This window comes from Allobosea sp. BE125 (assembly GCF_031456075.1).
Classification (GTDB): Bacteria; Pseudomonadota; Alphaproteobacteria; order Rhizobiales; family Beijerinckiaceae; genus Allobosea.
Genome location: NZ_JAVDTY010000007.1, coordinates 324511 through 348472, shown reverse-complemented (window position 1 = coordinate 348472; position 23962 = coordinate 324511). Strand labels below are relative to the sequence as shown.

The window sequence follows — 23962 nt, the reverse complement described above, 5'->3', positions numbered from 1 at the left end:
TGGATGTTCATCCGGTTCCTCCCCGAGGGCTCTGAAGCTTCGCAACCTCAGCTTCCTCGCTCGGGACCGGATGGACAACCTATTGAGAGCTCACATCTAGGTTCAAAGCGGCCCGCTCCCCTCTTCCCAGCGATCAGCGTCTGGCTCAGGACGAATCCTGAGCCTAGGTTGCGGCTCGATCACAATGGAGTTGGCTGCGATGAGGATGGACGTCCTGGGCCTGCAGGCTTTCGTCAGCATTGCCGAACGCGGCAGCTTCCGGGCGGCGGCCTCGCATCTCAACCTGTCGCAGACCGCGCTCAGCCATCGCATCCGCAAGCTCGAGGAATCGCTTGCAACGCCGCTCCTGCTGCGCACGACCCGGCAGGTCTCGCTCACGCCCGCCGGCCTCGCTTTGCTGCCGCGGGCGCGCAAGATCTTCGAGGAGCTCGGCTCCGCGATCGACGAAGTCCGGGCCGATGCGAAGGACAGCGGCGAGCAGGTCGTCATGGGTTGCCTGCCGACGGTGGCGATGCATTGCATGCCCGGCGTGATCGCCGAATTCGAGAAGCGCTATGACGGCTTCCGGGTCAGGGTCCATGACAATTCGGCCTCCGAGATCGCCAGCAAGGTGCAGTCCGGCGAGGCGGAGTTCGGCGTGACCATCGTCGCGGCCAATCGCTGGGACCTCGAGCTCAAGCCGGTGGTCAAGGAGCCCTTCCTGCTCGTCTGCCATCGCAGCATGCCACTCGCTCAGTCCGAATCCCTAACCTGGGCGCAATTGCAGGGGCTGCCGCTGGTGCGGATCAGCGCCGAGACCGGCAACCGCATCCTGATCGACGATGCGCTCGGATCGCGCCGCGAGACGCTGACCTGGCGCTATGAGGTGCAGCGCGTCATCACCGCCGTCAGCCTGGTTCGCTCGGCCATCGGCTATGCGATCGTGCCGCAGCTCGCACTGGACATCGTCGATGCCGGCGAGCTCGTCGCGATCCCGCTGCGCTCGCCCACGGTCACGCGCACGCTCGGCATCATCACCCGCAAGAACCTGCCGCTGAAGCCCCCTGCCCGGTATCTCCTGAAGCTGATCAGCGAGGCCCTCAAGCGCAGCGTCTCGGTGCGCTGATTGCCGTCATTGCTGCATGAAAATCATCAATCGCTGCAAACTGATCATTTGAAGTAACAATAGCCTGGCCCCAGGCTTGTCGCGGGACATGGAAACGCACAAGCAAGGGGTCGACGGATGGCTGAAGCCACACCGGCAACGATCGCATTCATCGGATTCGGCGAGGTCGGGCAGACCTTTTCGCGCGGGCTGCTCGCCAGCGGCCGCGTGCGCATTCGCGCCTATGACGTGCTGTTCGGATCGGAAGCGGGACACAAGCTAGAGACGGCGGCAAGCACCATCGGCGTCGCGACCGCGGCATCGCTCGAAGAGGCCTGCGCCGGCGCCGACATCCTGTTCTCGGCCGTGACCGCCGATAGGGCGGAAGCCGTCGCAGCCCAGGCCGCGCTGTGGCTGAAGCCCGGCCAGGTCGTCCTCGACGTCAACTCGGCCGCGCCATCGACCAAGCAGCGCGCGGCGAAGGCCGTCGAAGCCGGCGGAGCGGATTATGTCGAGGGTGCCGTCATGGCCCCCGTGCTCAAGCCCGGCATCAAGGTGCCGATCCTGGCCGGCGGCCCGCTCGCCGAACCGATTTCGGCCTCGCTCAACAGCCTGGGCATGAATCTGACGCCCGTCTCGGAGGTCCATGGCCGCGCCTCGGCGATGAAGCTGTGCCGCAGCATCATGATCAAGGGTCTTGAGGCGCTGATGGTCGATTGCACGGCGGCCAGCGAAGCCTGGGATGTGAAGGATGCGGTCTTCGCGAGCCTCCACGCAACATTCCCCTCGATCGATTTCCACGCGCTGTCTGCCGACATGCGCGAGCGCGTCGCGACGCATGGCGTCCGCCGGGCAGCGGAAATGCGTGAAGCCGGCGAGATGCTCGCCGCGCTCGGGCTGGATCCCGGGCTGGCCCGCGCCGTCGCCGACAGCCAGCAGCGGGGTGCCCGTCGCAGCTAGCCCAGGGTCGCAGCTAGCCCGAAGCCTGTCCAACCAACTCAAAAAGTAAGATTAAGAGGGAAACGCACCATGTCGCTCAATCGCCGCTCGCTGCTCGCAGGAGCGAGCCTTTCGATGGTTTCCGCCGCCGCGCCGCGCGCTTTCGCGCAGGCCGACACGATCAAGATCGGCCTCATCGCGCCGATGACCGGGCCCTTTACCTCGACAGGGCGCATGCTCGATGCCGGCACGCGGCTCTATATGCGGCAGAAGGGCGAGACGGTCGCCGGCAAGCGCGTCCAGCTCATTTTGCGCGACGACACCGGCGTCGCCGATGTGACGCGCCGCATCGCCCAGGAGATGGTCGCCAATGACGGCGTCCATGTGCTGGCGGGCTTTGGCCTGACGCCGCTGGCGCTGGCCGTCGCGCCACTCGCGACGCAGGCGAAGGTGCCCCAGATCGTGATGATGTCGGCGACCTCCGTGGTCACAGAGCGCTCGCCCTTCATCATCCGTACTGCCTTCACCCAGGCCCAGACCACGGTGCCGCTGGCCGAATGGGCCTATGCCAATGGCGTGCGCAAGGTGGTGAGCCTGGTCGCCGATTATGCGCCCGGAATCGATGCGGAAGCCGGCTTCAACAACCGCTTCAAGGCGCTCGGCGGCGAGATCGCCCAAACCATCCGCGCCCCGCTCGCCAACCGCGACTTCGCGCCCTTCCTTCAGCGCGCCGCCGATGCCAAGCCCGGCGCGCTGTTCGTCTTTGTGCCGACCGGGCTGGGTGCTGCGCTGATGAAGCAGTTCGTCGAGCGCGGCCTCGACAAGGCCGGTATCCGCGTCCTCGGCGAGGGCAGCGTCACCGAGGACGACATCATCACGCAGATGGACGATTCCGTGCTCGGCATGGTGACCTCGCACCATTATTCCGCCGCCCATCCCGGCCCCGAGAACGAAGCCTTCTGCAAGGCTTTCCGAGCGGAGGCCGGCACGCGGCCAAACCACATCGCCGTCCACGCCTATGACGGCATGCACCTGATCTACGAGGCCCTGAAGAAGACCGGCGGCGCGACCGGTGGTGAAGCGCTCGTCGAGGCAATGAAGGGCCTGTCCTGGCAGAGCCCGCGCGGCCCCCTGAGCATCGACCCCGAAACCCGCGAGCCGATCCAGAACATCTACATCCGGCGCGTCGAGCGGGTGAATGGCGAGCTCTTCAATGTCGAGTTCGCGACGGTGCCCAACGTCAAGGATCCCGCGAAGGTCAAGGCCTGAGCGGACGGCACCGGCACGGAGGGACGGGATCATGATCAACCGACGCAGCGTTCTGGCCGGGCTCGGCCTCGCCGGCTTCTCCGGCTCAGGGCCGCTGATAGCCCAGTCTCCCTGGCCGTCGCAGATCATCAGGCTCGTGGTGCCGTTCACGCCCGGCGGCAGCACGGATGTGCTGGCGCGCCTGATCGCCAACAAGCTCGAGCGCACCATCCCCGGCAAGGGTTTCGTGATCGAGAACCGTCCAGGTGCGGGCGGCATGAACGCCGCCGGCCAGGTCGCCAAGGCGGAGGCGGACGGATACACGCTGATGATGGGCCATATCGGCACGCTGGCCTTCTCGCCCTCGCTCTATCCCAACGTGCCCTACGACCCAGTGAAGGATTTCCAGCCGGTCGCGCTGGTCGCGATGCTGCCCAATGTGCTGGCGATCAATCCCAAGCTCCCGGTGAACAGTTTCCAGGAATTCGTCGCCTATGCGAAGGCCAATCCCGGCAAGCTGAACTACAGCTCCGGCGGTCAGGGCAGTGCCGCCCATATCGCTGGCGCCTATCTCTGCTTCCGCGCCGGGATCGAGGCGGTGCATGTGCCCTATCGCGGCACCGCTCCCTCCGTGAATGACCTCGTCGCCGGCTCCATCGATTTCACGCTGACGGGCGGGCCGGCGGTGCTGCCTCTCGCGGAAGGCGGCCAGTTGAAGGTTCTGGCCGTCGCCAATCGCGACCGCGTCCCCTTCGCCCCGAACCTGCCCACCATCGCGGAGAGCGGCCTGCCCGATTTCGAGGCGGTCCAGTGGTATGGCGTCGTCGCGCCGCGGCGCACGCCGATGGAGATCGTCGCCCGGCTCAACCGCGAGATCAATATCCTGCTCGGCGAACCGGAATTCTCCGCCGCGCTCAGCCGCGACGGTGCGATCGCCCGGCCGGAGACGCCCGACGGCTTCGGCAAGTTGATCGCCTCCGAGCTCGTGCTGTGGCGCGACGTCATCACCAAAGCCCACATCACGGCGGGAGGCTGAGCGATGCAACGCGCGACCCCTTGCATGCTGATCCGCGGCGGCACCTCGAAAGGCGCCTATTTCCTCAGCGACGACCTGCCCACCGACCCGACCGCGCGCGATGCGTTCCTGCTCGCGGTGATGGGCTCGCCGGACAAGCGCCAGATCGACGGGCTCGGCGGCGCGCATCCGCTGACCAGCAAGGTCGCGATCGTCTCGCGCTCGAGCGAACCCGGCTGCGATATCGATTTCCTGTTCGCGCAGGTCGGCATCGAGACGGCCAAGGTCGACACGACGCCGAACTGCGGCAACATCCTCGCCGGCATCGGCCCCTTCGCCATCGCGCGCGGGCTCGTCGCTGCTACGGGCGCATCCACGACCGTGCGGGTCAAGACGCTGAACACCGGCACGATCGCCGATCTGGTGCTGGAGACCGCTGACGGCCAGGCGAATGCCGATGGCGATGCGCGCATCGACGGCGTGCCCGGCACCTCGGCGCCGATCAGGATCAGCTTCCTCGACACCGAAGGCTCGGTCTGCGGCGCCTTGCTTCCGACCGGAAACGCTGTCGACATCGTCGATGGCGTCGAGGTCACGCTGATCGACAACGGCATGCCGGTGATCGTGCTGCGCGCGGCCGATGTCGGGCGCAACGGCTATGAATCGCGCGAGGCGCTGGACAAGGACACTGAGCTCAAGGCCCGGCTCGAGCGCATCCGCCTTGCCGCCGGTCCCTTGATGAATCTCGGCGATGTCTCGGCGAAGGTCGTGCCCAAGATCGCCCTGGTCGCGCCGCCGCGCGAAGGCGGCGCCATCGCGACGCGCAGCTTCATTCCCCATGAATGCCATGCCTCGATCGGCGTTTTTGCGGCCGTCACGGTCGCGACCGCCGCAGCTCTGCCCGGCTCGCCGGCGGCCTCGGTCGTCGTCATGCCGGCGGGGCGCGAACGCTCGATCTCGGTCGAGCATCCCACCGGCGAGTTCACCGTCCACCTGACCATGGGCGGCACTGCGGAGCGCCCGGTCGTCGAGCGGGCCGGGCTTTTACGCACCGCGCGCATCCTGATGGAGGGCATGGCCTTCGTGCCGGCGCGCGCCCTCGAGCAAAACACAGGCGGCGCTCTGCGCGCCGCCGAATGAACCCGAGACGAGAGGATATTCGAGATATGTCGAGCCTGCAGAAGACAGGTCTGGTGATCACCGCCCATCCCGGCGATTTCGTCTGGCGGGCCGGCGGTGCGATCGCGCTCCATGCCAAGCGCGGTTTTCGCGTGAAAATCCTCTGCCTCTCCTATGGCGAGCGCGGCGAGAGCCAGTTCGCCTGGAAGAAGGCGGGCGTGAAGATGGAAGACGTCAAGGCGCAGCGCCGCGACGAAGCGGAACGGGCCGCCGCGATCCTCGGCGCCGAGATCGAGTTCATGGATGCCGGCGACTACCCGCTGCGCACCACGGACGCCATGCTCGATCGCGCGATCGACATCTTCCACGAGCTTGGGCCGAGCTTCGTGCTGACCCACGCTTTGGAAGACCCCTATAATGTCGACCACCCCGAGGCGACGCGCTTCGCCCAGGAGGCGCGGATCATCGCCCAGGCCGCCGGCCACAAGCCCGATCCGGAGCGGGCCTATGCCGCCCCGCCGCTTTTCCTGTTCGAGCCGCACCAGCCCGAGCAGTGCAACTTCAAGCCGGACGTGATCCTCAACATCGACGAGGTCTGGGAAGCGAAGCGCCAGGCCTTCGAGATCCTCGCCGCCCAGAAGCATCTCTGGGAGTACTACACCCGCGTGGCGCTGAACCGCGGCATGCAGGGCGGGCGCAATTCCGGCAAGGCCATGACCTATGGCGAAGCCTATCAGCGGCTCTTCCCCGAAGCGCTGGAGGCGCTGGCATGACCCCCGTCGTCATTCGCACCAACAAGCGCGCCGCCGCCTCCGACATCGCGGACCTGGCCGAACTCGGCGTCTCCACGACCCATGAGGCGATGGGGCGCAGCGGGCTGCTGAAGCCCTATATGCGGCCGATCTATCCAGGAGCCTTCATCGCCGGCTCCGCCGTTACCGTGCTGGCACAGCCCGGCGACAACTGGATGATCCATGTCGCGATCGAGCAGGTGAAGCCGGGCGATATCCTCGTCGTCGCCTGCACCACCGACAACACCGACGGCATGTTCGGTGACCTGCTCGCGACCTCGCTCAAGGCCCGGGGCGGCATCGGCCTCGTCATCGATGCCGGCGTGCGCGATGTCCGCGTGCTCACCGAAATGGGCTTCCCGGTCTGGTCGCGGGCGATCTCGGCCAAGGGCACGGTCAAGGCGACGCCGGGCAGCGTCAATGTTCCCGTCATCTGCGCCGGCGCGCTCATCCATCCCGGCGATGTGATCGTCGCCGATGATGACGGCGTCGTCGTGGTGCCGCGCTTGGATGCGGCAACTGTTGCCGCAGCCGCCCGCAAGCGCGAGGCGAATGAGGAGGAGAAGCGCCGGCGCCTGGCGTCGGGCGAACTCGGCCTCGACATGTATGCGATGCGCGAGGGGCTGGCGAAGGCCGGTCTCGTCTATCGCGACGACCCGGAAGGGTGAGGCCATGCTGACGATCCTGTTCGACGGCGTGGCTTATGGAATGCTGCTGTTCATCCTGGCTTCGGGCCTGGCCGTGACGCTCGGCCTGATGAACTTCGTCAACCTGGCCCATGGCGCCTTCGCCATGGCCGGCGGCTATGTCACGGTCGTGCTGATGCAGCGCTACGATGTGCCCTTCGTCGCGACGCTGCCCTTCGCCTTCCTGGTGCCGGCCGCCATCGGCGCCGTGCTGGAGCGGACGATCTACCGGCCGATGTATGCCAAGAGCCATCTCGACCAGGTGCTGTTCTCGATCGGCCTCGTCTTCATGGTGGTGGCGGCGGTCGACTATGTCATGGGCTCGCAGCAGCAGCTCATCCGCCTGCCGGCCTGGCTGCAGGGCCGCTTCGACATCGCCGGCATCGGCATCGGGCGCTACCGCAGCTTCGTGATCGCGATCTGCGTCGCCCTGACCATCGCACTCCAATATGTGCTGGTGCGCACGCGCTTCGGCAGCCGCCTGCGCGCGGCGGTCGACGACCAGCAAGTGGCGCGCGGGCTCGGCATCAATGTCGGCGTGATCTTCTCGCTGACCTTCGCCGTCGGCTCGGGCCTCGCCGGGCTCGGCGGGGCGCTCGGGGTCGAGATGCTCGGGCTCGACCCGACCTTTCCGCTCAAATTCATGATCTACTTCCTGATCGTCGTGACCGTGGGCGGCCGCTCGGGCCTGACCGGGCCCTTCACGGCTGCGCTGCTGATCGGCGTCGTCGATGTCGCCGGCAAATATTACGTGCCCCAGCTCGGCGCCTTCCTGATCTATGCCTTGATGGTCGCGGTGCTGTTCCTGCGCCCGCAAGGCCTGTTCGCGGTGCCGCGATGACCGTGGCTCTCGACACACCGCGTCCGGCGCTGAGCGATCTGGTCGGCAAGACCCTGTCGCTGCGGCGACGCTGGAAACTGGGCGAGGTCGTCTTCTGGGGCCTCACTGCCGCCGCCCCCTTCCTGCTCCCACGCGGCATGCTGCTCCTGAACGAGGTCGCGATCCTGGCGCTGTTTGCCCTGTCGCTCGACCTGATCCTCGGCTTCGCCGGCATCGTCTCGCTCGGCCATGCCACCTTCCTCGGCGCTGGCGCCTATGCGGCCGGGCTCTTTGCCCTGCATGTCAATGCCGACCCGCTCACGGGGCTTGTCGTCGCAGTGCTCGCAGCAGCGCTGCTCGGATTTCTCACGAGCTTCCTCGTCCTGCGCGGCACCGATCTGACGCGGCTCATGGTGACGCTGGGCATAGCCCTGCTGCTATTCGAGCTCGCCAACAGCTTCAGCACGATCACAGGCGGCGCGGACGGCCTGCAAGGCATCAGCATGGGCCCGCTGCTCGGGCTGTTCCCCTTCGACCTGCAGGGGCGGACGGCCTATCTCTATTCGCTGTCAGTCTTGTTCGTCCTGTTCCTGGCAGCGCGGCGGATGATGGCCTCCCCCTTCGGCCTGTCGCTGCGCGCGATCCGCGACAACCCGCTGCGGGCCTCGGCGACAGGCGTGGCGATCAACGGCCGGATCGTGATGGTCTACACGATCGCGGCGGCTTATGCGGGCGCGGCGGGCGCGCTGATGGCCCAGACGACGCAATTCGTCTCGCTCGACGTGCTGGAGTTCCACCGCTCGGCCGATCTGATGCTCGTCGTCATCATCGGCGGCGCCGGCTGGCTCTATGGGGGCATCATCGGCGCGATCCTGTTCAAGGTGCTGCAGGACGCGATTTCGCTGGCGACGCCGCAATACTGGCAGTTCTGGATCGGCCTTCTGCTGGTCGTCTTCGTGCTCGGCGGCCGCGAGATCCTCCACGGCCTGCTGGCCAGGTCGCGCGCGGCGCTTGCGAAGCTCGTCTCACGGAGAGCGCCATGACTGCGCCGGCGCTCCAGACCATCGGGCTGGTCAAGCGTTTCGGCGGGATCGTCGCGACCAACGACGTCTCGCTGACGATCGAGCGCGGTGCCCGCCATGCGCTGATCGGCCCCAACGGCGCCGGCAAGACGACGCTCGTCAACCAGCTCACCGGCGTACTCAAACCCAGCGCAGGCAGGATCCTGCTGGAGGGGCGCGACATCACCACAGCCAAGCCGGAAGCGCGCGTGCGCCTCGGCATGAGCCGGACCTTCCAGATCAACCAGCTCTTCCAGTCGATGACGCCGCTCGACATGCTGCTGCTCGTCCTCTGCGAGCAGAACGATCTCGGGCTGAAGCTCTGGCAGAAGCTCGACAAGAGCGGCGATCTGGCGCGGGAGGCGGCTGCGATCGCCGAGCGCTTCCGGCTCGACGATGTGATCGGGGAGCCCATCACGACCTTGCCCTATGGCAAGCAGCGGCAGCTCGAGATCGCTGCCGCCTTCGCCGCCCGGCCGCGTGTGCTCCTGCTCGACGAACCGGCAGCCGGCGTGCCGGAGGCCGAACGCCGCGACCTGCTCGCAACCGTCGCCGATCTTCCCGCCGATGTCAGCGTGCTCCTGATCGAGCATGACATGGACCTCGTCTTCCGCTTCGCGACCCGCATCACCGTGCTCGTCAACGGCACGGTCATCGCTGACGGAACACCGGCCGCCATCGCAGCCGATCCCGCCGTGCGCGCGGCTTATCTCGGGGAGAGCCTCGATGCCTGACCTGCTTTCCATCACCAGCCTGTGCGCGGGCTATGGCGAGGCGGCGATCCTGCATGATGTCAGCCTTTCGCTCGGCGAGGGCCGCTCGCTCGCGCTGCTCGGCCGCAACGGCGTCGGCAAGACCACCCTGATCAACAGCATCGTCGGCGTCACCCGCCGGACGGCGGGCGAGGTCAATCTCGGCGGCGTCGCGCTGACGCGGCTCAAGCCCGAGCGCCGGGCGCTCGCCGGCATCGGCTGGGTGCCGCAGGAGCGCAACATCTTCCGCTCCCTGACCGTGACCGAGAACCTGACCGCCGTCGCCCTGCCCGGCCCCTGGACGCCGGAGCGCGTCTTCGCGATGTTCCCGCGCCTGGCGGAGCGCAAGCGCAATCTCGGTCACCAGCTGTCCGGCGGCGAGCAGCAGATGCTGGCGATCGGCCGCGCGCTCGTGCTGAACCCGAAGCTCCTCCTGCTCGACGAACCGACCGAAGGCCTGGCGCCGATCATCGTCGAGGAACTGCTCAGGGCGCTGAAGCGCATCTTCGCGGAAGAGGGGCTTTCGGGGATCATCGTCGAGCAGCACGCACAGAAGATCCTCAAGATGACCGACGACGCCATCATCATCGAGCGCGGGCGGGTGGTGCATGCGGCGCCCAGCGCGACGCTGCTCGCCGACCCCGCTACGCTGCAACGCCATCTCGGCGTCACGCATCAGGCCGGGCCGCCATCCGACCGCGCCGCCTAGGCGCTTCCAATCGCAACCACCGGCTCGAACGAGCACGATCAAAAGCAGGCCGCATCGATGGCCAAAGACCAGCGGGAGCAGACGCCATGAGGCCGGAACCGATCCACGACATCGCCCATCTAGCGCATGTCGAACTCCTGACCGACAAGCCCGAGGCCAGCCTCGACTTCTTCGTCAATGTCTACGGCCTGACCGAAGCCGGCCGCGAGGGCGATAGCGTCTATCTGCGAGCCTGGGACGATTACGAGTTCCACACGCTGAAGCTGACGGTCTCGAACACCACCGGCGTCGGCCATATCGGCTACCGCGCCACGAGCGAGCAGGCCTTGCTGCGGCGGGTCGAAGCAATCGAGGCGCTCGGCGCTGGCATCGGCTGGGTCGAAGGCGATCTCGGCCATGGACGGGCCTTCCGTTTCCGCGACCCCGACGACCACATTTTCGAGATCTATTTCGACACCCACAAATATGTCGCGCCGCCCGCGGAAAAGCCGGCCCTGAAGAACCAGCCGCAGCGCAACCATGGCCGGGGCTGCGCCGTGCGCCGCCTCGACCATCTCAATCTGCTGGCGCGCGACGTGGCAGCAATCCGGGACTTCCTGCCGAAAGCGCTGGGCAGCCGCGTCACCGAGCAGATCGTGCTCGATTCAGGCGAGGTCGGCGGCTGCTGGTTTACGGTCAACAACAAGAGCTACGACATCGCCTATACGCGCGACCACACCGACAGCCTGGGCCGCTTCCACCATGTCACCTATGCGGTCGACCAGCGCGAGCATGTGCTGGAGGCCGCCGATATCTTTCTCGAGAACGGCGTCTTCATCGAGACCGGGCCGCATAAGCACGCGGTCCAGCAGACCTTCTTCCTCTATGCCTATGAGCCGGCCGGCAACCGCGTCGAAATCGCCAATGCCGGCGCGCGCCTGATCCTCGATCCCGACTGGCAGACCGTGACCTGGACTGAAACCGAACGGAAAAAAGGGCAGGCCTGGGGGCTGAAGACGATCGAGAGCTTCCACACCCATGGCACCCCGCCCGTGCCGACAGCGGGACATTGAGGCGGCCTGGCCGATCTCTGGAATCGTCGCTCCGAGATGCCGCGTCCCTGCCTTGTTTGAGTGGCTTGTCCGCAGGTGACGGCGGTTCCACCGAGCGCGGTGGTTCCGGCTGCCTGGTTTTGCTTTTCACATCTTTGCGCTTCACTTGGATCGATCGATGGACGAGGCCGTCACCACCGTGCTCGAAACCTATCATGCACGGATGCAGGAAGAGCTCGGGACGAGGCAGGCCGCAGCGCAGGCCGGCCTCAAGGATGCCCTGCGCGATCAGTTCCTGCTGTCCGTGGGGCCGGAGAGCGGGCAACTCATCAACATCCTGGCGCGCAGCCTGAGGGCGCCGAACATCCTCGAACTGGGGACATCCTACGGCTATTCGACCATCTGGCTGGCGGAAGCTGCGCGCTCAGCCGGTGGGCGGCTGACGACGATGGAGCTGCACGACTACAAAGCAGCCCATGCGCGCGACATGGCGGGACAGGCTGGGCTGGCTGAGCATGTCGACTTCAAAATCGGCGATGCGGTCCGGATGATCACCGAGCTTCCAGACGGGATCGATTTCGTGCTGATCGATCTCTGGAAGGAGTTCTACCTGCCCTGCCTGGAGGTGTTCTATCCCAAGCTCAATTCGGGCGCGATCATCGTCGCCGACAACATTATCCGGCCGGGCAAGGACGGCGCCCTGCGCTATGTCGAGGCTGTGCGCGCCAAGCCCGGCATGAGCAGCATCCTGCTGCCGGTCGGAGCGGGGCTGGAGGTCAGCCGCTTCGACAGGCCGTAGCCGCCAGTCACGCGTCGATGATCGGGCGACGCGCCGGCTGCCCCTCAACCTTGGCCCTCAATCCTGCCACTCGAAGTGCAGCGGCGCCTCGCGGAAGGCGAAGCGGTCGAGATGGCTGGCGACGACGCCTTTCAGCGCAGCGAGCTGCTCGGGAACGCTGGCCTCGATGCGGCATTCGAGATTGTCGTCATGGGCTTGCAGGTCGAGCGTGGCGTCGCCGGGCCAATCCGCGCCGCGCACATCCCGCGGAAAGGTCACCCGCCCCACCCGGGGCGTGAACGTGACCTCGAGATTATGGCTCCAATGCTTGCAAAGCTGCTGGAGATAGCGGCTGCCATTTTCGGTTGGCACGCGCGCGATGCTGGAAACGGTCATGGTCTCTCCTGAGTGGGGTAGCCCGCCCGGCCTGTTCTCTTCAAAGCCGTTCGATCCGCTGCGCAGCCTCGTCGAGGATCGCGGCGATGTCGTGAACGATGGCCTGGTCGGAATCGCTGCCGCCGAGACGGCCCCGTAGCGCGACCTTAAGGTTCTCCATGGCGCGGCGAACCGGCCCGCCATCGGTGCGCTCGCGCATGGTGGCGATCGCGGCGAGGCGAGCCATTTGGGACTCGACCTTGTCCGCATTGACGGCGAGATCGGCCTTGCCCGTCTCGGTGACGGCAAAGGCCTTGCGCGCGCCTTCCGAGGCGACCTCGCCGATATGTCCGAGATCCTGCAGCATCGACAGCGCGGGATAGATGACGCCTGGGCTGGGGACATAGCTGCCGCCCGAGGCTTCCTCGATCGCGCGGATCAGGTCGTAGCCATGGCGCGGTTGATCGGCGATCAGCTTGAGCAGGACGAGACGCAGATCGCCGGAATCGAAGACGCGCCTGCGGCCGCCGCCGCGTTCTCCGCGCTCCCGGCCCCATTCATGGCCGAAATGATGGGAATCGCGCGAGCGGTGCTGGGCGAATTCACGGGAATGCGGATGCCCGCGGTGGCTTCGATGTGAGTGACGAGTGAAATCCATCTTGAGGTTCTCCATTTTAAGATGCGTCTACGATATATCGCAGAATATCTGAATTACAAGAGGCTCGCTTCATCGCGAACGAAGACGGCTTCCCGAGCAGCAAAGCGGAATGGTATGGGGCGCGGCGTTCGGTTGATTTCGGTGTCAGGCTTTCAGCCTGCGCCAGGCGAACGCATTCGCAGCCGCATGGCGATTGTCCCAAGAGCAAGCCCCGTGAAAGGCAAGGCCACGCGCCATGGATGACGATGCCGCCCCGCCTACGCGCGAGCGTCAGCCGCTGGTCCTGATCCCCGGCCTCCTCAACGACGCCGACCTCTGGCGCGATCAGATCGCGGCGCTTGGCAATGTCGCCGCGTGCCAGGTGGCGGATATTTCCCAGGGTGAGACGCTGGAGGCCCTGGCCGAAAGCGTGCTGGCGACGGCGCCGCCGCGCTTCTCACTGGCCGGATTTTCGATGGGCGGCTATGTCGCCCAGGAGATCATGCGCCGCGCGCCCGACCGGGTCGTCCGGCTTGCGCTGCTCGACACCTCGCTGCGCGCCGACACGCCCGAGCGCCTCGCGGCGCGACGCGCCCTCGACAAGACCGCGATCCTGCCGGGCAAATTCCACGGTTTCGGCGACCGGCTGCTGGGAGCCTATCTCGCGCCCTCGCATCTGAAGGACGATGAGATCATCGGCCGCATCCGGGCCATGACCGCAAGGCTCGGCGCGGAAACCTTCCTGCGGCAGAACGGGATCGAGCGAAAGGACGGGGTCGCCGTGCTGCGCGCGCTGCCATGCCCGCTCCTGATCCTGTGCGGCGAGCACGACAGCCTGACGCCGGTCGCGGACCATCGGGCCATGGCGGCGCTCGCTGCGCATGCGAGGCTCGTCATCGTGCCCGATAGCGGCCATATGACGCCGCTGGAAAACCCAGAGGCGGTGACGCAGGCCTTGCGGAGCTGGCTGGAGATGCCGGTCGCTCAGAACTGAGGGCAGACCGCGAGATTTCGCCCTCAGGCGTCGAGGACAAGATCGGTCAATGGCACCGCCTGGCAGGTCAGGCACTGGCCGTCTTCCAGATCCGGACAGTCGACGAGATGGCGGACCTGGCCCTGCTTGATCAGCACGAGACAGCTCTCGCATTGCCCGACGCGGCAACCGCTCGGCACGGTCAGGCCGGCCCCCTCGGCCAGCGCCAGGATGCTGCCGAGCGGCGCATCCGGCGACCAGGTCACGGTCTTGCCCGAGCGGGCGAAGGCGATGTTCCGCGGCATCAGCCCGTCCAGGGCCGGCGGCTCGGGAGAGCGGAAGCGCTCGGTGAAGATCTCGAAGGCGGGGACGCCGCGGGCCTTCAGCCCGGCACCGACCTCCGCCATCATCGCATCGGACGCGCAGATATAGACTCGCGCCCGCTGCCGCAGCAGCTCCGCATCGATATCGGCTGCGGTGAAGCGGCCTTGCCGATCGAAACGGTCGCCACCCACCGGTCGGCTGAGATGCGTGATCAGCTTCAGGTTCGGCAGACGCTGCCGCAGCACCTCCAATCGCTCCCGGAAGGGCTGGCTGTCGCCATCGCGGCAACCGTAATGCAGCGTGATCTGCGGCTCGTCCGCCCCGCCTTCCAGCGTTTCGAGATAGGACAGGAACGGCGTGATGCCGATGCCGCCGGCGATCAGCACGATCGGGAACTCGTTGCGCAGGGGCAAGACGAAGCCGCCCTTCGGCGCCTGCAGCTCGACCGTATCGCCCGGCGTGAGCTCGCGCCGGATCGCCCCTGAAACCTGCCCGCTCTCGATATGGCGGACCGCGATCCGATAAACCTCCGGCTCCGCCACGGCCGGTCCGATCAGGGAATAGGATCGTATCGCCCCGGCGAAGCGCAGCCCGACATATTGGCCAGGCCGGAAGCCAAGTAAAGAGCGGGCATCGGCAGGGCTAAGCGTCAGCGCCATGACCTCACCGGCCTCCTCGCGACGCCCGGTGACGACGAAGGACCGCCATCCCGACCAAGGCGCGGCCTCGTGGCGCTCGACATCGCAGGCGAAGGAGCGCAGCGCCAGCGAGCCGCTGAGCGGGTCGCGCTCGCTCTCGGAAATGATCGCATTGAAGCTCCCGCCGATCGGGCTCGCCGCATCCGGCAGATAGCCGGGCAGGCCGAGATCGGGCGCCGGCTGCCACCAGCCATAGTCGCTGGCGACCACATCCTCGGCGAGCGCGTCATTCAGCGCCACGCGCAGCCTGATCGCGCCCTTGCGCGTGCGCACCAGCATCCAGTCGCCCTCACCAATGCCCTTGCGGCGCGCGAGTTCGGGATGGATCTCGGCTGTCGGCTCCTGGCGCTTGCGCCGGAGCGCCGTGATGCCGCGATGCTGGCTATGGCAGAAATAGCCACTATTGGCGGAGAAGAGCGTGAGCGGAAACGCCTCGCTGCGCTGCTCGGCCGGCGCGACGAAACGCGGGACCGCCGGATAGCCATGGCGATGCAGCAGCTCCGAATAGAGTTCCGCCTTGCCGGTCTGCGTCGCGAAACCGGTCTTGCGGTATTTCCGGTGGCTATGCGGCAGCGGGATGCGGATGCCCTCTGGCTTGGCGCGCAAGGCCGCGAGATCGAGGCCGAGCGGAGCCAGGAGATGGGCAAAGCCCTTCTCGACATCGCCGTCGAAGAACAATTCACCCATGCCCAAGCGCTTGGCGAGCTGGAAGACGATCCACATGTCGGAGCGCGCCTCGCCCTGGCGCGGAATCATCTGCGGGCGAAGCTGGACCAGTTCCTGCGCCTCCGGCGAGATCTCGAAGCCGAGCCTGAGCGCCTCATGCTCCCATGGGCTCGAGACCGGCAGCACGATATCGGCCATCTCGGCGGTGGGATTGAGGAAGAGGTCGCAATGGACCTGGAAGTCGAGCGCCTTCAGCGCCTCGCGGCCACGCTCCGGCGCCGGATGCGAAACCAGCAGGTTGGAGCCGAAGGTGAGGAGCGCACGAATGCGATAGGGCTTCGCCGAGAGGGCGGCGTCGTAGAAATCGCTGGAGGTGATCCAGCCATCGGCCGGCGGGCCGATCGGGCGCTCGCCGAGGCCGAGCGTCTTCGCCCTGGTCTGCGGCGGGATCATGGCCATCGCATGCAAAGCCGGCACCGGCAGGGCCGGCATCCGGACATTGCCGCCCGGCGCATCGAAATGGCCGGTCAGGGCGTAGAGCGTCGCGATCGCGCGCTCGGTCTGCGTGGCATTGGTATGCTGCCCGATGCCGGTCCAGCCGTGATAGCTGATCGAGCCGGCGGCAGCGATCGCGCTCGCCAGCTCCTCGACCTGGGCGGCGGGGATGCCGGTGATGCGCTCCACGGTCTCGGGATCGTAGTCGGCCGTCGCGGCGACGTAATGGTCGAAGCCGGTGCGACAAGCGATCGAACCTGTAGGCGCAGCTATCTCGAAACGCCCCTCAAGCGCAGCCGCCGCGAGCCCACTTTCGGCGGAAACCGCCTCTTCCGCCCCTGCGTCCCAGACCAGAAAGCCGTCGCCTTCCAAGCCGAGATCGACCGGGCGCAGGAAGAGACCTGTGTCCTCACGCACCAGAAAGGCGGCGTTGGTCCAGTGCCGCACGAAGTCGGCGTCATAGGCGTGGTTGACGATGAGCCAGCGCGCCAGCCCGAGCGCCAGCACCGCATCGGTGCCGGGCTGGATGCGCAGCCAGAGATCGGCGTCGCGCGCCGAACCCGCCCGGCGCGGATCGATCACGGCGAGCCGCGCGCCCCTCGCCCGCGCCGCGCCGATCGCCTCGGCCTGGGCGAGCCAGACATTGGCAGGGTTGTGGCCCCAGAGCAGGATCAGGTCGGAGTTGCGATAATCCGCCGTCGGCAGCCCGCAGCCGAAGGTGAAGGCGTGAGCGTGGTCCTTGTGCCAGTTGCAGATCTCGGTCGAGAACACGGTGTTGGGACTGCCGAAGCCGCGCACGAAGCGTTGCAGCCAGTCGATGCTGTCGGAGGTCGAGGAGGAGGAGCCCGAGGTGATGGCGAAGGCGATCGATTCCGGACCGGTCTCGGCACGGTAGCGGCCGAGCTTCCCGGCGATCTCGGTCAAAGCCTCGTCCCAGGAGATTGGCACGAAGCCCGGATCGGCCGCACCCCTGGGCGCGGTGCGGCGCAATGGCGTCTTCAGGCGGCGGGCGGAATGGGCGATCTCCGGCGCGGCGCGGCCCTTGGGGCACATCGCCTTGCCGGTGGGATGGGACGGGTTGGGCCTGACGGCGACGAGGCGATCATTCTCGACAACATTGATCGTGCCGCAGCGCGAGCGGCAGAGCGTGCAGAAGCCGGGTTTCTCAAGCGTCGCCATCGCCATCTCCCCTCGGCCTTCGCGGTTCAGGATGCCGCGCGGGCCATCTCCGGCGTCGGTTCGTCCGCAAGCAAGGTCGCCGCCGCGAGATCCTCGATCGCGGCGCCCACGGATTTGAACAGCGTGATCTCGTCCGCGGTGAGGCGGCCGGGCTTCGTGCCACGAGTCAATTCCTGCAGATCGCCGCAGATCGCCTCGGCCTGCCAGCGACCGGACGCGATCGGCTGCAGCAGATCGCCGGCCTCGGCGAGCGCGCCGGCATAGGTGTCGACGAAGACGCGGCTGCGCGAGAGCGCCTCGTCGTCGCTCTCGCGCATCTGCGGCGTGAAGGCGCCGACGAGATCGAGGTGTGTGCCCGGCCGGAGATCCCGCCCCATGACCAATGGCTCGCGCGAGGTGGTGGCGCAGCTGACGATGTCCGCCTGGGCGAGCGCCGCCGGCAGATCGGTGACGGGGGCGGCATCGAAGCCCTGGCGAGCGAGCACCCCGGCAAGCGCCAGCGCACGCTGCGGATGGCGACCCCAGATCAGGACCTTGTCGATCGGCCGCACGGCGCGGTGCGCCGCCGGCAGATGCGCCGCGACATGGCCGGTTCCGACCAGGAGCAGCGTGCGACTGTCGGGGCGCGAAAGATAGCGCGAGGCGAGCGCGGAGGCCGCAGCCGTGCGCCGGTTGGTCAGCGCTTCGCCATCGACCAGCGCCCGGGGCTGGCCCGTTTCGCCATCGAACAGGACATAGAGCGAGGAGACCGCGCCGAGACCGTGCGAGGCGTTCTGCGGAAACACCGTCACGAGCTTGACGCCGAGCGCCTTGCCGCGCTCCCAAGCCGGCATGGTCAGCAGATGGCTCGGCTGGCCAGCCAGGCCGACCTCGTAGCTCTGGCGAACCGGCATCGCCTCGCCGCCGCGGCGGAAGGCCTCGCCCAGGGCTTCGATCAGCCGGGGATAATCGAGCGCGGCCTCGACGTCCGAAGCGGAATAGTGGCGCAACACGGCAGGTGTCCTCATGGTCTGGTCATTCAAGCGCGGTGATGCCGGTGCAGATCCAGAGGATCTCGGCATCCTCATCGCTCAGCGAGACGACGGCGTGGCCCATCTTGCTGTCGAAATAGGTGCTGTCGCCGACCTCGAGCACGACCGGCGAATAGAATTCGGTGAAGACCTGGACGCGGCCCGAGAGCACGCAGAGGAACTCCTCGCCCTCATGGCGCACCCAGCCGGGAAAATCGTCGAGGCTGCGCGCCGTCACCCGCGCCTTGAAGGGCAGGATCTGCTTCTGCGAGAGATCGGTCGCCAGCACCTCGTAGCGATAGGCCCCGGTGAGATGCGGCTTGCCCTCGCCGCGTTTTGTGACGCTGCGCCGTCCAAAGGGCGCGTTCTGGCGACGCGCATCGAACAGTTCGACGATGTCGAGCCCGGTGCCGCGCGTGATCTTCTGCAAGACGTCATAGGTCGGCGACATCTGGCCGTTCTCGATCTTCGAGAGCGTCGAGCGCGCCACGCCGGTGCGCTGGCTGACATCCTCGAGCGTCCAGCCATTGTCGACGCGCATGCGCTTCAACCGCAGGCCGAGATCGACCGGGCTGTCCTCGGCCCTGGCCTCGGCCGCCGAGAACCGGGCCGGCATCACGGTCGCCGCCAGAGTGGCCGCGTCGCTGAGGCCGGACCGGATCGCATTCTTCTTCGTCACAGGCATGTTCTTTTCGTCACTGGCATGTCCTTGCCGAGGCGGTCGCGGGCGGCGCTTGCGCCGCCCGACGAGAGTTCACTTCTTCACAAGCGCGCATTCGCTTTGAGCGAGAGGCAGGAAGGCCTGCTCGCCAGGAACGGTCGCCAGCACGTCATAATAGTCCCAGGGCGCCTTCGATTCGGAAGGCTTCTTGACCTGGACGAGCAGCATGTCGTGCACCATGCGGCCATCCTCGCGGAGCTTGCCGTTCTTGGCGAAGAAATCATTCACCGGCAATTCCCGCATCTTGGCGGAGACAGCCTTCGCCTCGTCGGTTCCGGCAGCCTGGATCGCCTTGAGATAATGCATGACCGAGGAGTAGACGCCCGCCTGCAGCGCCGTCGGCATCGCCTTGCGCGCTTCGAAGAAGCGCTTGGCGAAGGCCCGCGTCTCGTCGTTCTGGTTCCAGTAGAAGCCTTCGATGAAGGAGATGCCCTGCGCGGTCGGCAGGCCGAGCGCATGCACGTCGGAGATGAACATCACCGGGGCGGTGAGGATCTGCCCGCCGGCGGTAACGCCGAACTCATTGGCCTGCTTGATCGCGGTGGTCATGTCCTTGCCGGCGGTCGCCAGCATGATGACCTTGGCCTTCGAGGCCTGGGCCGGCAGCAGGAAGGCCGAGAGATCGGTCGCGCCGAAGGGATGGCGGATGGTGCCGACGACCTTGCCGCCATTGGCCTTGATCGCTTCGGTCGCGATCTTCTCCAAGGAATGACCGAAGGCGAAGTCGGCCGTGATGATGAAGAAGGTGTCGTTGCCCTTGTCGATCAGGGCCTTCACCGGGCCGACCGCGTTGGAATAATTGTCGTAGACCCACTGGACGCCGGTCGGCGAGCACTGCTTGCCGGTGAGATCGGTGGTGCCGGGCGAGGAGAACAGCGCAACGCGGTTGGTCTCGCGGGTCAATTGCTGCACGGCGAGCGCAATCGCGCTGTTGGTGACGTCGGAGATCGCGTCGACCTTCTCGTTCTCGATCCAGCGCCGCGCGATGCCGACGCCGACATCGGCCTTGTGGAGATGGTCGGCGCCGATGATCTCGATCGGCTTGCCCAGCACCGTGCCGCCGAAATCGGCCGCGGCCATCTGCGCTGCGAGCAAGGAGCCCGGCCCGTTCATGTCGGACCATTGGCCGGACATGTCGGTCAGCACGCCGATCTTGACGACATCGTCGCTGATCTGCGCCGAGGCTTGCCCCGCCATGCCGAGCGAGCCGAGGCAGAGCGCGGCCGCAAGCCCGCGCATGAGATTGAAAGCGGTCAGTTGCATCGTCGATCCCCTTGTTGTCCGGTCCTGTTCGGCCGGGTTTTGCTTGAACCTTCGCCAGGGCCAGCTGAGCAGCCCGGTTTCCTTTCGGACGTCATGTCTCATTCGGCGGGTGCCGCTGCCGGAGTTTGCCGCGCCGTGTCCGCTGGCGGCGACGCCGGGCGCCGGCGATGCCAGAACTCGATCAGCTCACCGACGACGCCGCGCCGGAAGGCGAGCACGCAGAGCACGAAGATCAGCCCGTGGATGACGGTGACCCATTGCCCGAGCGCAGCCAGATAGTTCTGCATGGCGACCACGATGAAGGCGCCGACGACCGGGCCGTAGAGCGTGCCCACGCCGCCGAGGAAGGTCATCAGCAGGATCTCACCCGACATCGACCAATGCGCATCGGTCAGGCTCGCGATCTGGCTGACGATCGCCTTGGTCGAACCGGCGAGGCCCGAGAGCGCCGCCGATAATGTGAAGGCGACGAGCTTGTAGCGGCTGGTCTCGAAGCCGAGCGACTGCGCCCGCGGTTCGTGATCGCTGATCGCCTTCAGCACCCGGCCGAAGGGCGAGCCGACGAGCCGCATGATCAGGAAGAAACCGCCGAGGAAGATCGCCAGCACGAAGGCGTAGAGATTGGCCGGTCTGGAGAGGTCGACGAGGCCGAACAGCAGGCCGCGCGGCACGCCTTGCAAGCCATCCTCGCCGCCGGTGAAGGGCGCCTGCAGCGCAACGAAATAGATCATCTGCGCGAAGGCGAGCGTCACCATGGCGAAATAGATGCCGCTGCGGCGGATCGCGAGCCAGCCCGAGGCGAGCCCGAGCAGCGCCGCCGTTGTGGTTCCAGCCAGGATCGCGAGTTCCGGCGTCAGCCCCCAGATCTTGGCGGCATGGCCGCAGACATAGCCGGCCGAGCCAAGGAACATCGCATGGCCGAAGGAGACGAGCTTGCCGTAGCCGGCGATCAGGTTGAAGGCGCAGGCGAAGAGCGCGAAGATCATCGCCTTCATCATGAAGCCGGGATAGATCACCAGCGGCGCTGCCGCGAGGCAGGCGGCGACGGTCAGGAAGACGAGCGTCTGCGTGCGGGCCGAGGGCGCAGGCGCCGAAAGCGAGGCCTGCTGATGGCCCGCAGCGGCTTCCGGCTTCGAGCCGAACAGCCCGGCCGGGCGGATCAGCAGCACCACCGCCATGACGACGAAGACGACCGTGCTCGACAATTCCGGATAGAACGCCTTGGTCAGGCCCTCGATCAGGCCGACGAGGAAGCCGGTCACGATCGAGCCCATGATCGAGCCCATGCCGCCGATCACCACGACCGCGAAGACGACGATCAGGAGATCCGCGCCCATGGTCGGGCTGACCTGGTAGATCGGCGCCGCGAGCACGCCGGCCAGGGCCGCCAAAGCGACGCCGGCGCCATAGGTCAGCATGATCATGCGCGGCACGCGGATGCCGAAGGCCTGGACCAGCATCGGGTTCTCGGTCGCCGCGCGCAGATAGGCGCCGAGCTTGGTGCGCTCGATCACGTACCAGGTGGAGAGGCAGACGACGAGCGAGACCAGGATGACCCAGGCCCGGTAATTCGGCAGGAACATGAAGCCGAGATTGCGCCCGCCGGTCAGCTCGGCAGGGATCGCATAGGGCTGGCCCGAGGAGCCGAACCAGTTGCTGAAGGCGCCTTGCACCATCAAGGCGAGGCCGAAGGTCAGCAGCATGCCGTAGAGATGGTCGAGCTTGTAGAGGCGCCGAAGCAGCAGGCGCTCGATCACGACGCCGGTGAGCCCAACCGCCAATGGCGCAAGCAGGAGCGCCCACCAATAGCCGATGCCGAGAAAGTTCAGCAGCAGCCACGCCACGAGCGCGCCCATCATGTACTGCGCGCCATGGGCGAAGTTCACGATGTTCATCATCCCGAAGATCACCGCCAGGCCGAGGCTCAGCATGGCGTAGAAGGCGCCGTTGATCAGGCCGAGCAGGAGCTGGCCGTAGAGGACCGCGGAAGGGATGCCGAAGATCGTGGTCATGGCGCCTCTTGTTCCTGTCGACGGCCGCTCAAAGGCCGAGATAGCCCTTGAGCGCGCCGAGCCGGTTCTCCAGCTCGCCGCCCGGGATTTCCTCGACGACGCGGCCGAGCTCGACGACGTAGTGCCTGTCGGCGAGCTGCGAGGCGAAGCCGACATTCTGCTCGACCAGCAGGATGGTGAAGCCCAGCCTCTTGAGCTCGACGATGGTGCGGCCGATCTGCTGGATGATGACCGGCGCCAGCCCCTCGGTCGGTTCGTCCAACAGGAGGATGCGCGCGCCGGTGTGCAGGATGCGCCCCAGCGCCAGCATCTGCTGCTCGCCGCCCGAGAGCTTGGTGCCCTGGCTGTCGAGCCGCTCCTCCAGATTGGGGAACAGGGTCAGGATCTGGTCGATCGTCATGCCGCCATTGGCGACCTTGGGCGGCAGCAGCAGGTTCTCGCGCACGCTGAGGCTGGAGAAGATGCCGCGTTCCTCCGGGCAGAAGGCTATCCCCTTGCGGGCGATGTCGTAGGGCGCGGCCGCGATGATCTCGCCGCCATCGAGCCTGATCGAGCCCGCCCGCTTGTCGAGCAAACCCATGATCGCCTTGAGCGTCGTCGTCTTGCCGGCGCCGTTGCGGCCGAGCAGCGTCACCACCTCGCCGGCCCGGACGGTGAAGTCCATGCCGTGCAGGACCTGCGATTCGCCGTACCAGCCTTCGAGGCTATTGACAGTGAGGGTCTCAGCCATGTGCCTGCCCCGGATGCGCCTGCCCCGTATAGGCCGCCATCACATCGGGCCGCGCCGAGACCTCGGCATAGCTGCCTTCGGCCAGGATCTCGCCGCGCACCATCACGGTGATCCTGTCGGCGAGCTCTGCGACCACGTTCATGTTGTGCTCGACGAGCAAAACCGTGCGGCCCTGTCCGGCCTCGCGGATCAATTGCGTCACCCGCCCGATATCCTCGCGCCCGAGCCCGGCCATCGGCTCGTCGAGGAGCAAGACCTTCGGCTCCAGCGCCAGCGTCGTGGCGAGCTCCAGCACGCGCTTGCGGCCATAGGAGAGGTTGCCGGCCATGGTCTGCGCCTGGTCGGCAAGGCCGAAGCGCTCCACCAGCGCGTCCGCCTGTTCCGAGACGCCGCGCCGGCTGGAAATCCGCCCGAGCAGGTTCCAGGCGAGGCCGCTCGCGCGCAGCAAGGCGAGCTCGACATTCTCGCGCACCGTCAGCCCCGCGAACACCGCCGAGATCTGGAAGGAGCGCACCACGCCGCGTTTGGCCATCGCCGGCATGGCCAAACGCGTGACGTCCTCACCGTCATGCAGGATCGCGCCTGCGGACGGCATGAGATATTTCGTCAGGAGATTGAACAGCGTCGTCTTGCCCGCGCCATTGGGGCCGATGACGGCGTGCATGCTGTCCTTAGCAAGCCGGAAATTCACATCCCGCACGGCGAAGAAGCCGCCGAATTCGCGGCTCAGGCCATGGGCCTCCAATGCGTTGCCAGTGCCGTCCATTCCCCACGTCCACCTTCGCAAAGAACCAGCCTACGAAGGGGAACGTGGAACCAAAATTTCCTATCGTCAACAAATTCCAC

The 23962-nt window shown here is 66.8% G+C and carries 23 protein-coding genes and 1 pseudogene; 14 read left to right on the top strand and 10 right to left on the bottom strand.

Annotated elements, in window-relative coordinates:
- The first annotated feature begins 199 nt into the window (after positions 1 to 199).
- From J2Y55_RS17990 to J2Y55_RS17930, 13 genes are all read left to right on the top strand, one after another.
- The gene (locus J2Y55_RS17990; RefSeq protein ID WP_092178148.1) at positions 200 to 1105 is read left to right on the top strand and encodes a LysR family transcriptional regulator; all 906 of its coding nucleotides are present in this window, start codon (positions 200 to 202) and stop codon (positions 1103 to 1105) included.
- A 117-nt stretch (positions 1106 to 1222) separates the two neighbouring features.
- Complete coding sequence (locus tag J2Y55_RS17985; protein WP_310156254.1) at positions 1223 to 2044, top strand: NAD(P)-dependent oxidoreductase; 822 nt, start codon at positions 1223 to 1225, stop codon at positions 2042 to 2044.
- Positions 2045 to 2113: 69 nt separating this feature from the next.
- Positions 2114 to 3292 (top strand): ABC transporter substrate-binding protein, encoded by a 1179-nt coding sequence (locus J2Y55_RS17980; RefSeq protein ID WP_310156251.1) that lies wholly within the window; start codon positions 2114 to 2116, stop codon positions 3290 to 3292.
- Between the two features lie 31 nt (positions 3293 to 3323).
- Positions 3324 to 4307 (top strand): Bug family tripartite tricarboxylate transporter substrate binding protein, encoded by a 984-nt coding sequence (locus tag J2Y55_RS17975; RefSeq protein ID WP_310156249.1) that lies wholly within the window; start codon positions 3324 to 3326, stop codon positions 4305 to 4307.
- Between the two features lie 3 nt (positions 4308 to 4310).
- On the top strand, positions 4311 to 5426 hold the full coding sequence (locus tag J2Y55_RS17970) for a 4-oxalomesaconate tautomerase (protein WP_310156246.1): 1116 nt from the start codon (positions 4311 to 4313) through the stop codon (positions 5424 to 5426).
- Between the two features lie 26 nt (positions 5427 to 5452).
- Positions 5453 to 6178 carry a PIG-L deacetylase family protein gene (locus J2Y55_RS17965; protein ID WP_310156245.1) on the top strand — a complete coding sequence of 242 codons (726 nt, stop codon included), beginning with the start codon at positions 5453 to 5455 and terminating at the stop codon, positions 6176 to 6178.
- Positions 6175 to 6864: a 4-carboxy-4-hydroxy-2-oxoadipate aldolase/oxaloacetate decarboxylase gene (locus J2Y55_RS17960; protein WP_310156242.1), complete on the top strand. Its 690-nt coding sequence runs from the start codon at positions 6175 to 6177 to the stop codon at positions 6862 to 6864. The genes J2Y55_RS17965 and J2Y55_RS17960 overlap by 4 nt, the downstream gene beginning before the upstream one ends.
- Positions 6865 to 6868: 4 nt before the next feature.
- Positions 6869 to 7723 carry a branched-chain amino acid ABC transporter permease gene (locus J2Y55_RS17955; protein ID WP_310156239.1) on the top strand — a complete coding sequence of 285 codons (855 nt, stop codon included), beginning with the start codon at positions 6869 to 6871 and terminating at the stop codon, positions 7721 to 7723.
- Positions 7720 to 8745: a branched-chain amino acid ABC transporter permease gene (locus J2Y55_RS17950; RefSeq protein WP_310156236.1), complete on the top strand. Its 1026-nt coding sequence runs from the start codon at positions 7720 to 7722 to the stop codon at positions 8743 to 8745. The genes J2Y55_RS17955 and J2Y55_RS17950 overlap by 4 nt, the downstream gene beginning before the upstream one ends.
- Entirely contained in the window at positions 8742 to 9497 is a 756-nt protein-coding gene (locus tag J2Y55_RS17945) for an ABC transporter ATP-binding protein (protein ID WP_310156233.1), read from the top strand. Before J2Y55_RS17950 ends, J2Y55_RS17945 begins: the two co-directional genes overlap by 4 nt.
- Positions 9490 to 10224 (top strand): ABC transporter ATP-binding protein, encoded by a 735-nt coding sequence (locus J2Y55_RS17940; protein ID WP_310156230.1) that lies wholly within the window; start codon positions 9490 to 9492, stop codon positions 10222 to 10224. Before J2Y55_RS17945 ends, J2Y55_RS17940 begins: the two co-directional genes overlap by 8 nt.
- Positions 10225 to 10310: 86 nt before the next feature.
- A complete protein-coding gene (locus tag J2Y55_RS17935; protein WP_310156226.1) occupies positions 10311 to 11276 on the top strand; it encodes a catechol 2,3-dioxygenase in 966 nt (321 codons plus the stop codon).
- Between the two features lie 157 nt (positions 11277 to 11433).
- Positions 11434 to 12054: an O-methyltransferase gene (locus J2Y55_RS17930; RefSeq protein WP_310156223.1), complete on the top strand. Its 621-nt coding sequence runs from the start codon at positions 11434 to 11436 to the stop codon at positions 12052 to 12054.
- Between the two features lie 57 nt (positions 12055 to 12111).
- Here J2Y55_RS17930 and J2Y55_RS17925 read toward each other — a convergent pair whose 3' ends face one another.
- Positions 12112 to 12429, bottom strand: a complete 318-nt coding sequence (locus tag J2Y55_RS17925; protein ID WP_310156220.1) for a DUF2218 domain-containing protein — start codon at positions 12427 to 12429, stop codon at positions 12112 to 12114.
- 40 nt (positions 12430 to 12469) lie between these two features.
- Complete coding sequence (locus tag J2Y55_RS17920) at positions 12470 to 13066, bottom strand: PadR family transcriptional regulator (RefSeq protein ID WP_310156217.1); 597 nt, start codon at positions 13064 to 13066, stop codon at positions 12470 to 12472.
- Positions 13067 to 13301: 235 nt separating this feature from the next.
- Here J2Y55_RS17920 and J2Y55_RS17915 point away from each other — a divergent pair, with 235 nt between their 5' ends.
- A complete protein-coding gene (locus tag J2Y55_RS17915; RefSeq protein ID WP_310156215.1) occupies positions 13302 to 14039 on the top strand; it encodes an alpha/beta fold hydrolase in 738 nt (245 codons plus the stop codon).
- Positions 14040 to 14062: 23 nt separating this feature from the next.
- Here the strand turns inward: J2Y55_RS17915 and J2Y55_RS17910 are convergent, their stop codons facing one another.
- The 8 genes and pseudogenes from J2Y55_RS17910 to J2Y55_RS17875 form a co-directional block, all read right to left on the bottom strand.
- Positions 14063 to 17380: a molybdopterin-dependent oxidoreductase gene (locus J2Y55_RS17910; protein ID WP_310156212.1), complete on the bottom strand. Its 3318-nt coding sequence runs from the start codon at positions 17378 to 17380 to the stop codon at positions 14063 to 14065.
- A gap of 26 nt (positions 17381 to 17406) precedes the next feature.
- Positions 17407 to 18387 (bottom strand): bifunctional Delta(1)-pyrroline-2-carboxylate/Delta(1)-piperideine-2-carboxylate reductase, encoded by a 981-nt coding sequence (gene lhpI, locus J2Y55_RS17905; RefSeq protein WP_310156209.1) that lies wholly within the window; start codon positions 18385 to 18387, stop codon positions 17407 to 17409.
- A 7-nt stretch (positions 18388 to 18394) separates the two neighbouring features.
- Positions 18395 to 19075, bottom strand: a complete 681-nt coding sequence (locus tag J2Y55_RS17900) for a helix-turn-helix domain-containing protein (RefSeq protein ID WP_310156204.1) — start codon at positions 19073 to 19075, stop codon at positions 18395 to 18397.
- 69 nt (positions 19076 to 19144) lie between these two features.
- The gene (locus tag J2Y55_RS17895) at positions 19145 to 20374 is read right to left on the bottom strand and encodes an ABC transporter substrate-binding protein (protein ID WP_310156201.1); all 1230 of its coding nucleotides are present in this window, start codon (positions 20372 to 20374) and stop codon (positions 19145 to 19147) included.
- Positions 20375 to 20472: 98 nt separating this feature from the next.
- Entirely contained in the window at positions 20473 to 21369 is an 897-nt protein-coding gene (locus J2Y55_RS17890) for a branched-chain amino acid ABC transporter permease (RefSeq protein WP_310156322.1), read from the bottom strand.
- 141 nt (positions 21370 to 21510) lie between these two features.
- Positions 21511 to 22386, bottom strand: a pseudogene (locus tag J2Y55_RS17885) (branched-chain amino acid ABC transporter permease); the annotation flags it as partial.
- A 28-nt stretch (positions 22387 to 22414) separates the two neighbouring features.
- Positions 22415 to 23116, bottom strand: a complete 702-nt coding sequence (locus J2Y55_RS17880) for an ABC transporter ATP-binding protein (protein ID WP_310156199.1) — start codon at positions 23114 to 23116, stop codon at positions 22415 to 22417.
- Positions 23109 to 23882: an ABC transporter ATP-binding protein gene (locus J2Y55_RS17875; protein WP_310156194.1), complete on the bottom strand. Its 774-nt coding sequence runs from the start codon at positions 23880 to 23882 to the stop codon at positions 23109 to 23111. Before J2Y55_RS17875 ends, J2Y55_RS17880 begins: the two co-directional genes overlap by 8 nt.
- Between the last annotated feature and the right edge of the window lie 80 nt (positions 23883 to 23962).

Bases quoted from the DNA above. Each gene is read 5' to 3' on its own strand.
- J2Y55_RS17985 (WP_310156254.1), top strand. From the start codon at position 1,223: ATGGCTGAAGCCACACCGGCAACGATCGCATTCATCGGATTCGGCGAG.
- J2Y55_RS17950 (WP_310156236.1), top strand. From the start codon at position 7,720: ATGACCGTGGCTCTCGACACACCGCGTCCGGCGCTGAGCGATCTGGTC.
- J2Y55_RS17935 (WP_310156226.1), top strand. From the start codon at position 10,311: ATGAGGCCGGAACCGATCCACGACATCGCCCATCTAGCGCATGTCGAA.
- J2Y55_RS17975 (WP_310156249.1), top strand. From the start codon at position 3,324: ATGATCAACCGACGCAGCGTTCTGGCCGGGCTCGGCCTCGCCGGCTTC.
- J2Y55_RS17890 (WP_310156322.1), bottom strand. From the start codon at position 21,369: ATGAAGGCGATGATCTTCGCGCTCTTCGCCTGCGCCTTCAACCTGATC.
- J2Y55_RS17970 (WP_310156246.1), top strand. From the start codon at position 4,311: ATGCAACGCGCGACCCCTTGCATGCTGATCCGCGGCGGCACCTCGAAA.
- J2Y55_RS17910 (WP_310156212.1), bottom strand. From the start codon at position 17,380: ATGGCGACGCTTGAGAAACCCGGCTTCTGCACGCTCTGCCGCTCGCGC.
- J2Y55_RS17990 (WP_092178148.1), top strand. From the start codon at position 200: ATGAGGATGGACGTCCTGGGCCTGCAGGCTTTCGTCAGCATTGCCGAA.
- J2Y55_RS17880 (WP_310156199.1), bottom strand. From the start codon at position 23,116: ATGGCTGAGACCCTCACTGTCAATAGCCTCGAAGGCTGGTACGGCGAA.
- lhpI (WP_310156209.1), bottom strand. From the start codon at position 18,387: ATGAGGACACCTGCCGTGTTGCGCCACTATTCCGCTTCGGACGTCGAG.
- J2Y55_RS17875 (WP_310156194.1), bottom strand. From the start codon at position 23,882: ATGGACGGCACTGGCAACGCATTGGAGGCCCATGGCCTGAGCCGCGAA.
- J2Y55_RS17940 (WP_310156230.1), top strand. From the start codon at position 9,490: ATGCCTGACCTGCTTTCCATCACCAGCCTGTGCGCGGGCTATGGCGAG.
- J2Y55_RS17930 (WP_310156223.1), top strand. From the start codon at position 11,434: ATGGACGAGGCCGTCACCACCGTGCTCGAAACCTATCATGCACGGATG.
- J2Y55_RS17960 (WP_310156242.1), top strand. From the start codon at position 6,175: ATGACCCCCGTCGTCATTCGCACCAACAAGCGCGCCGCCGCCTCCGAC.
- J2Y55_RS17945 (WP_310156233.1), top strand. From the start codon at position 8,742: ATGACTGCGCCGGCGCTCCAGACCATCGGGCTGGTCAAGCGTTTCGGC.
- J2Y55_RS17900 (WP_310156204.1), bottom strand. From the start codon at position 19,075: ATGCCTGTGACGAAGAAGAATGCGATCCGGTCCGGCCTCAGCGACGCG.
- J2Y55_RS17980 (WP_310156251.1), top strand. From the start codon at position 2,114: ATGTCGCTCAATCGCCGCTCGCTGCTCGCAGGAGCGAGCCTTTCGATG.
- J2Y55_RS17920 (WP_310156217.1), bottom strand. From the start codon at position 13,066: ATGGATTTCACTCGTCACTCACATCGAAGCCACCGCGGGCATCCGCAT.
- J2Y55_RS17895 (WP_310156201.1), bottom strand. From the start codon at position 20,374: ATGCAACTGACCGCTTTCAATCTCATGCGCGGGCTTGCGGCCGCGCTC.
- J2Y55_RS17915 (WP_310156215.1), top strand. From the start codon at position 13,302: ATGGATGACGATGCCGCCCCGCCTACGCGCGAGCGTCAGCCGCTGGTC.
- J2Y55_RS17925 (WP_310156220.1), bottom strand. From the start codon at position 12,429: ATGACCGTTTCCAGCATCGCGCGCGTGCCAACCGAAAATGGCAGCCGC.
- J2Y55_RS17965 (WP_310156245.1), top strand. From the start codon at position 5,453: ATGTCGAGCCTGCAGAAGACAGGTCTGGTGATCACCGCCCATCCCGGC.
- J2Y55_RS17955 (WP_310156239.1), top strand. From the start codon at position 6,869: ATGCTGACGATCCTGTTCGACGGCGTGGCTTATGGAATGCTGCTGTTC.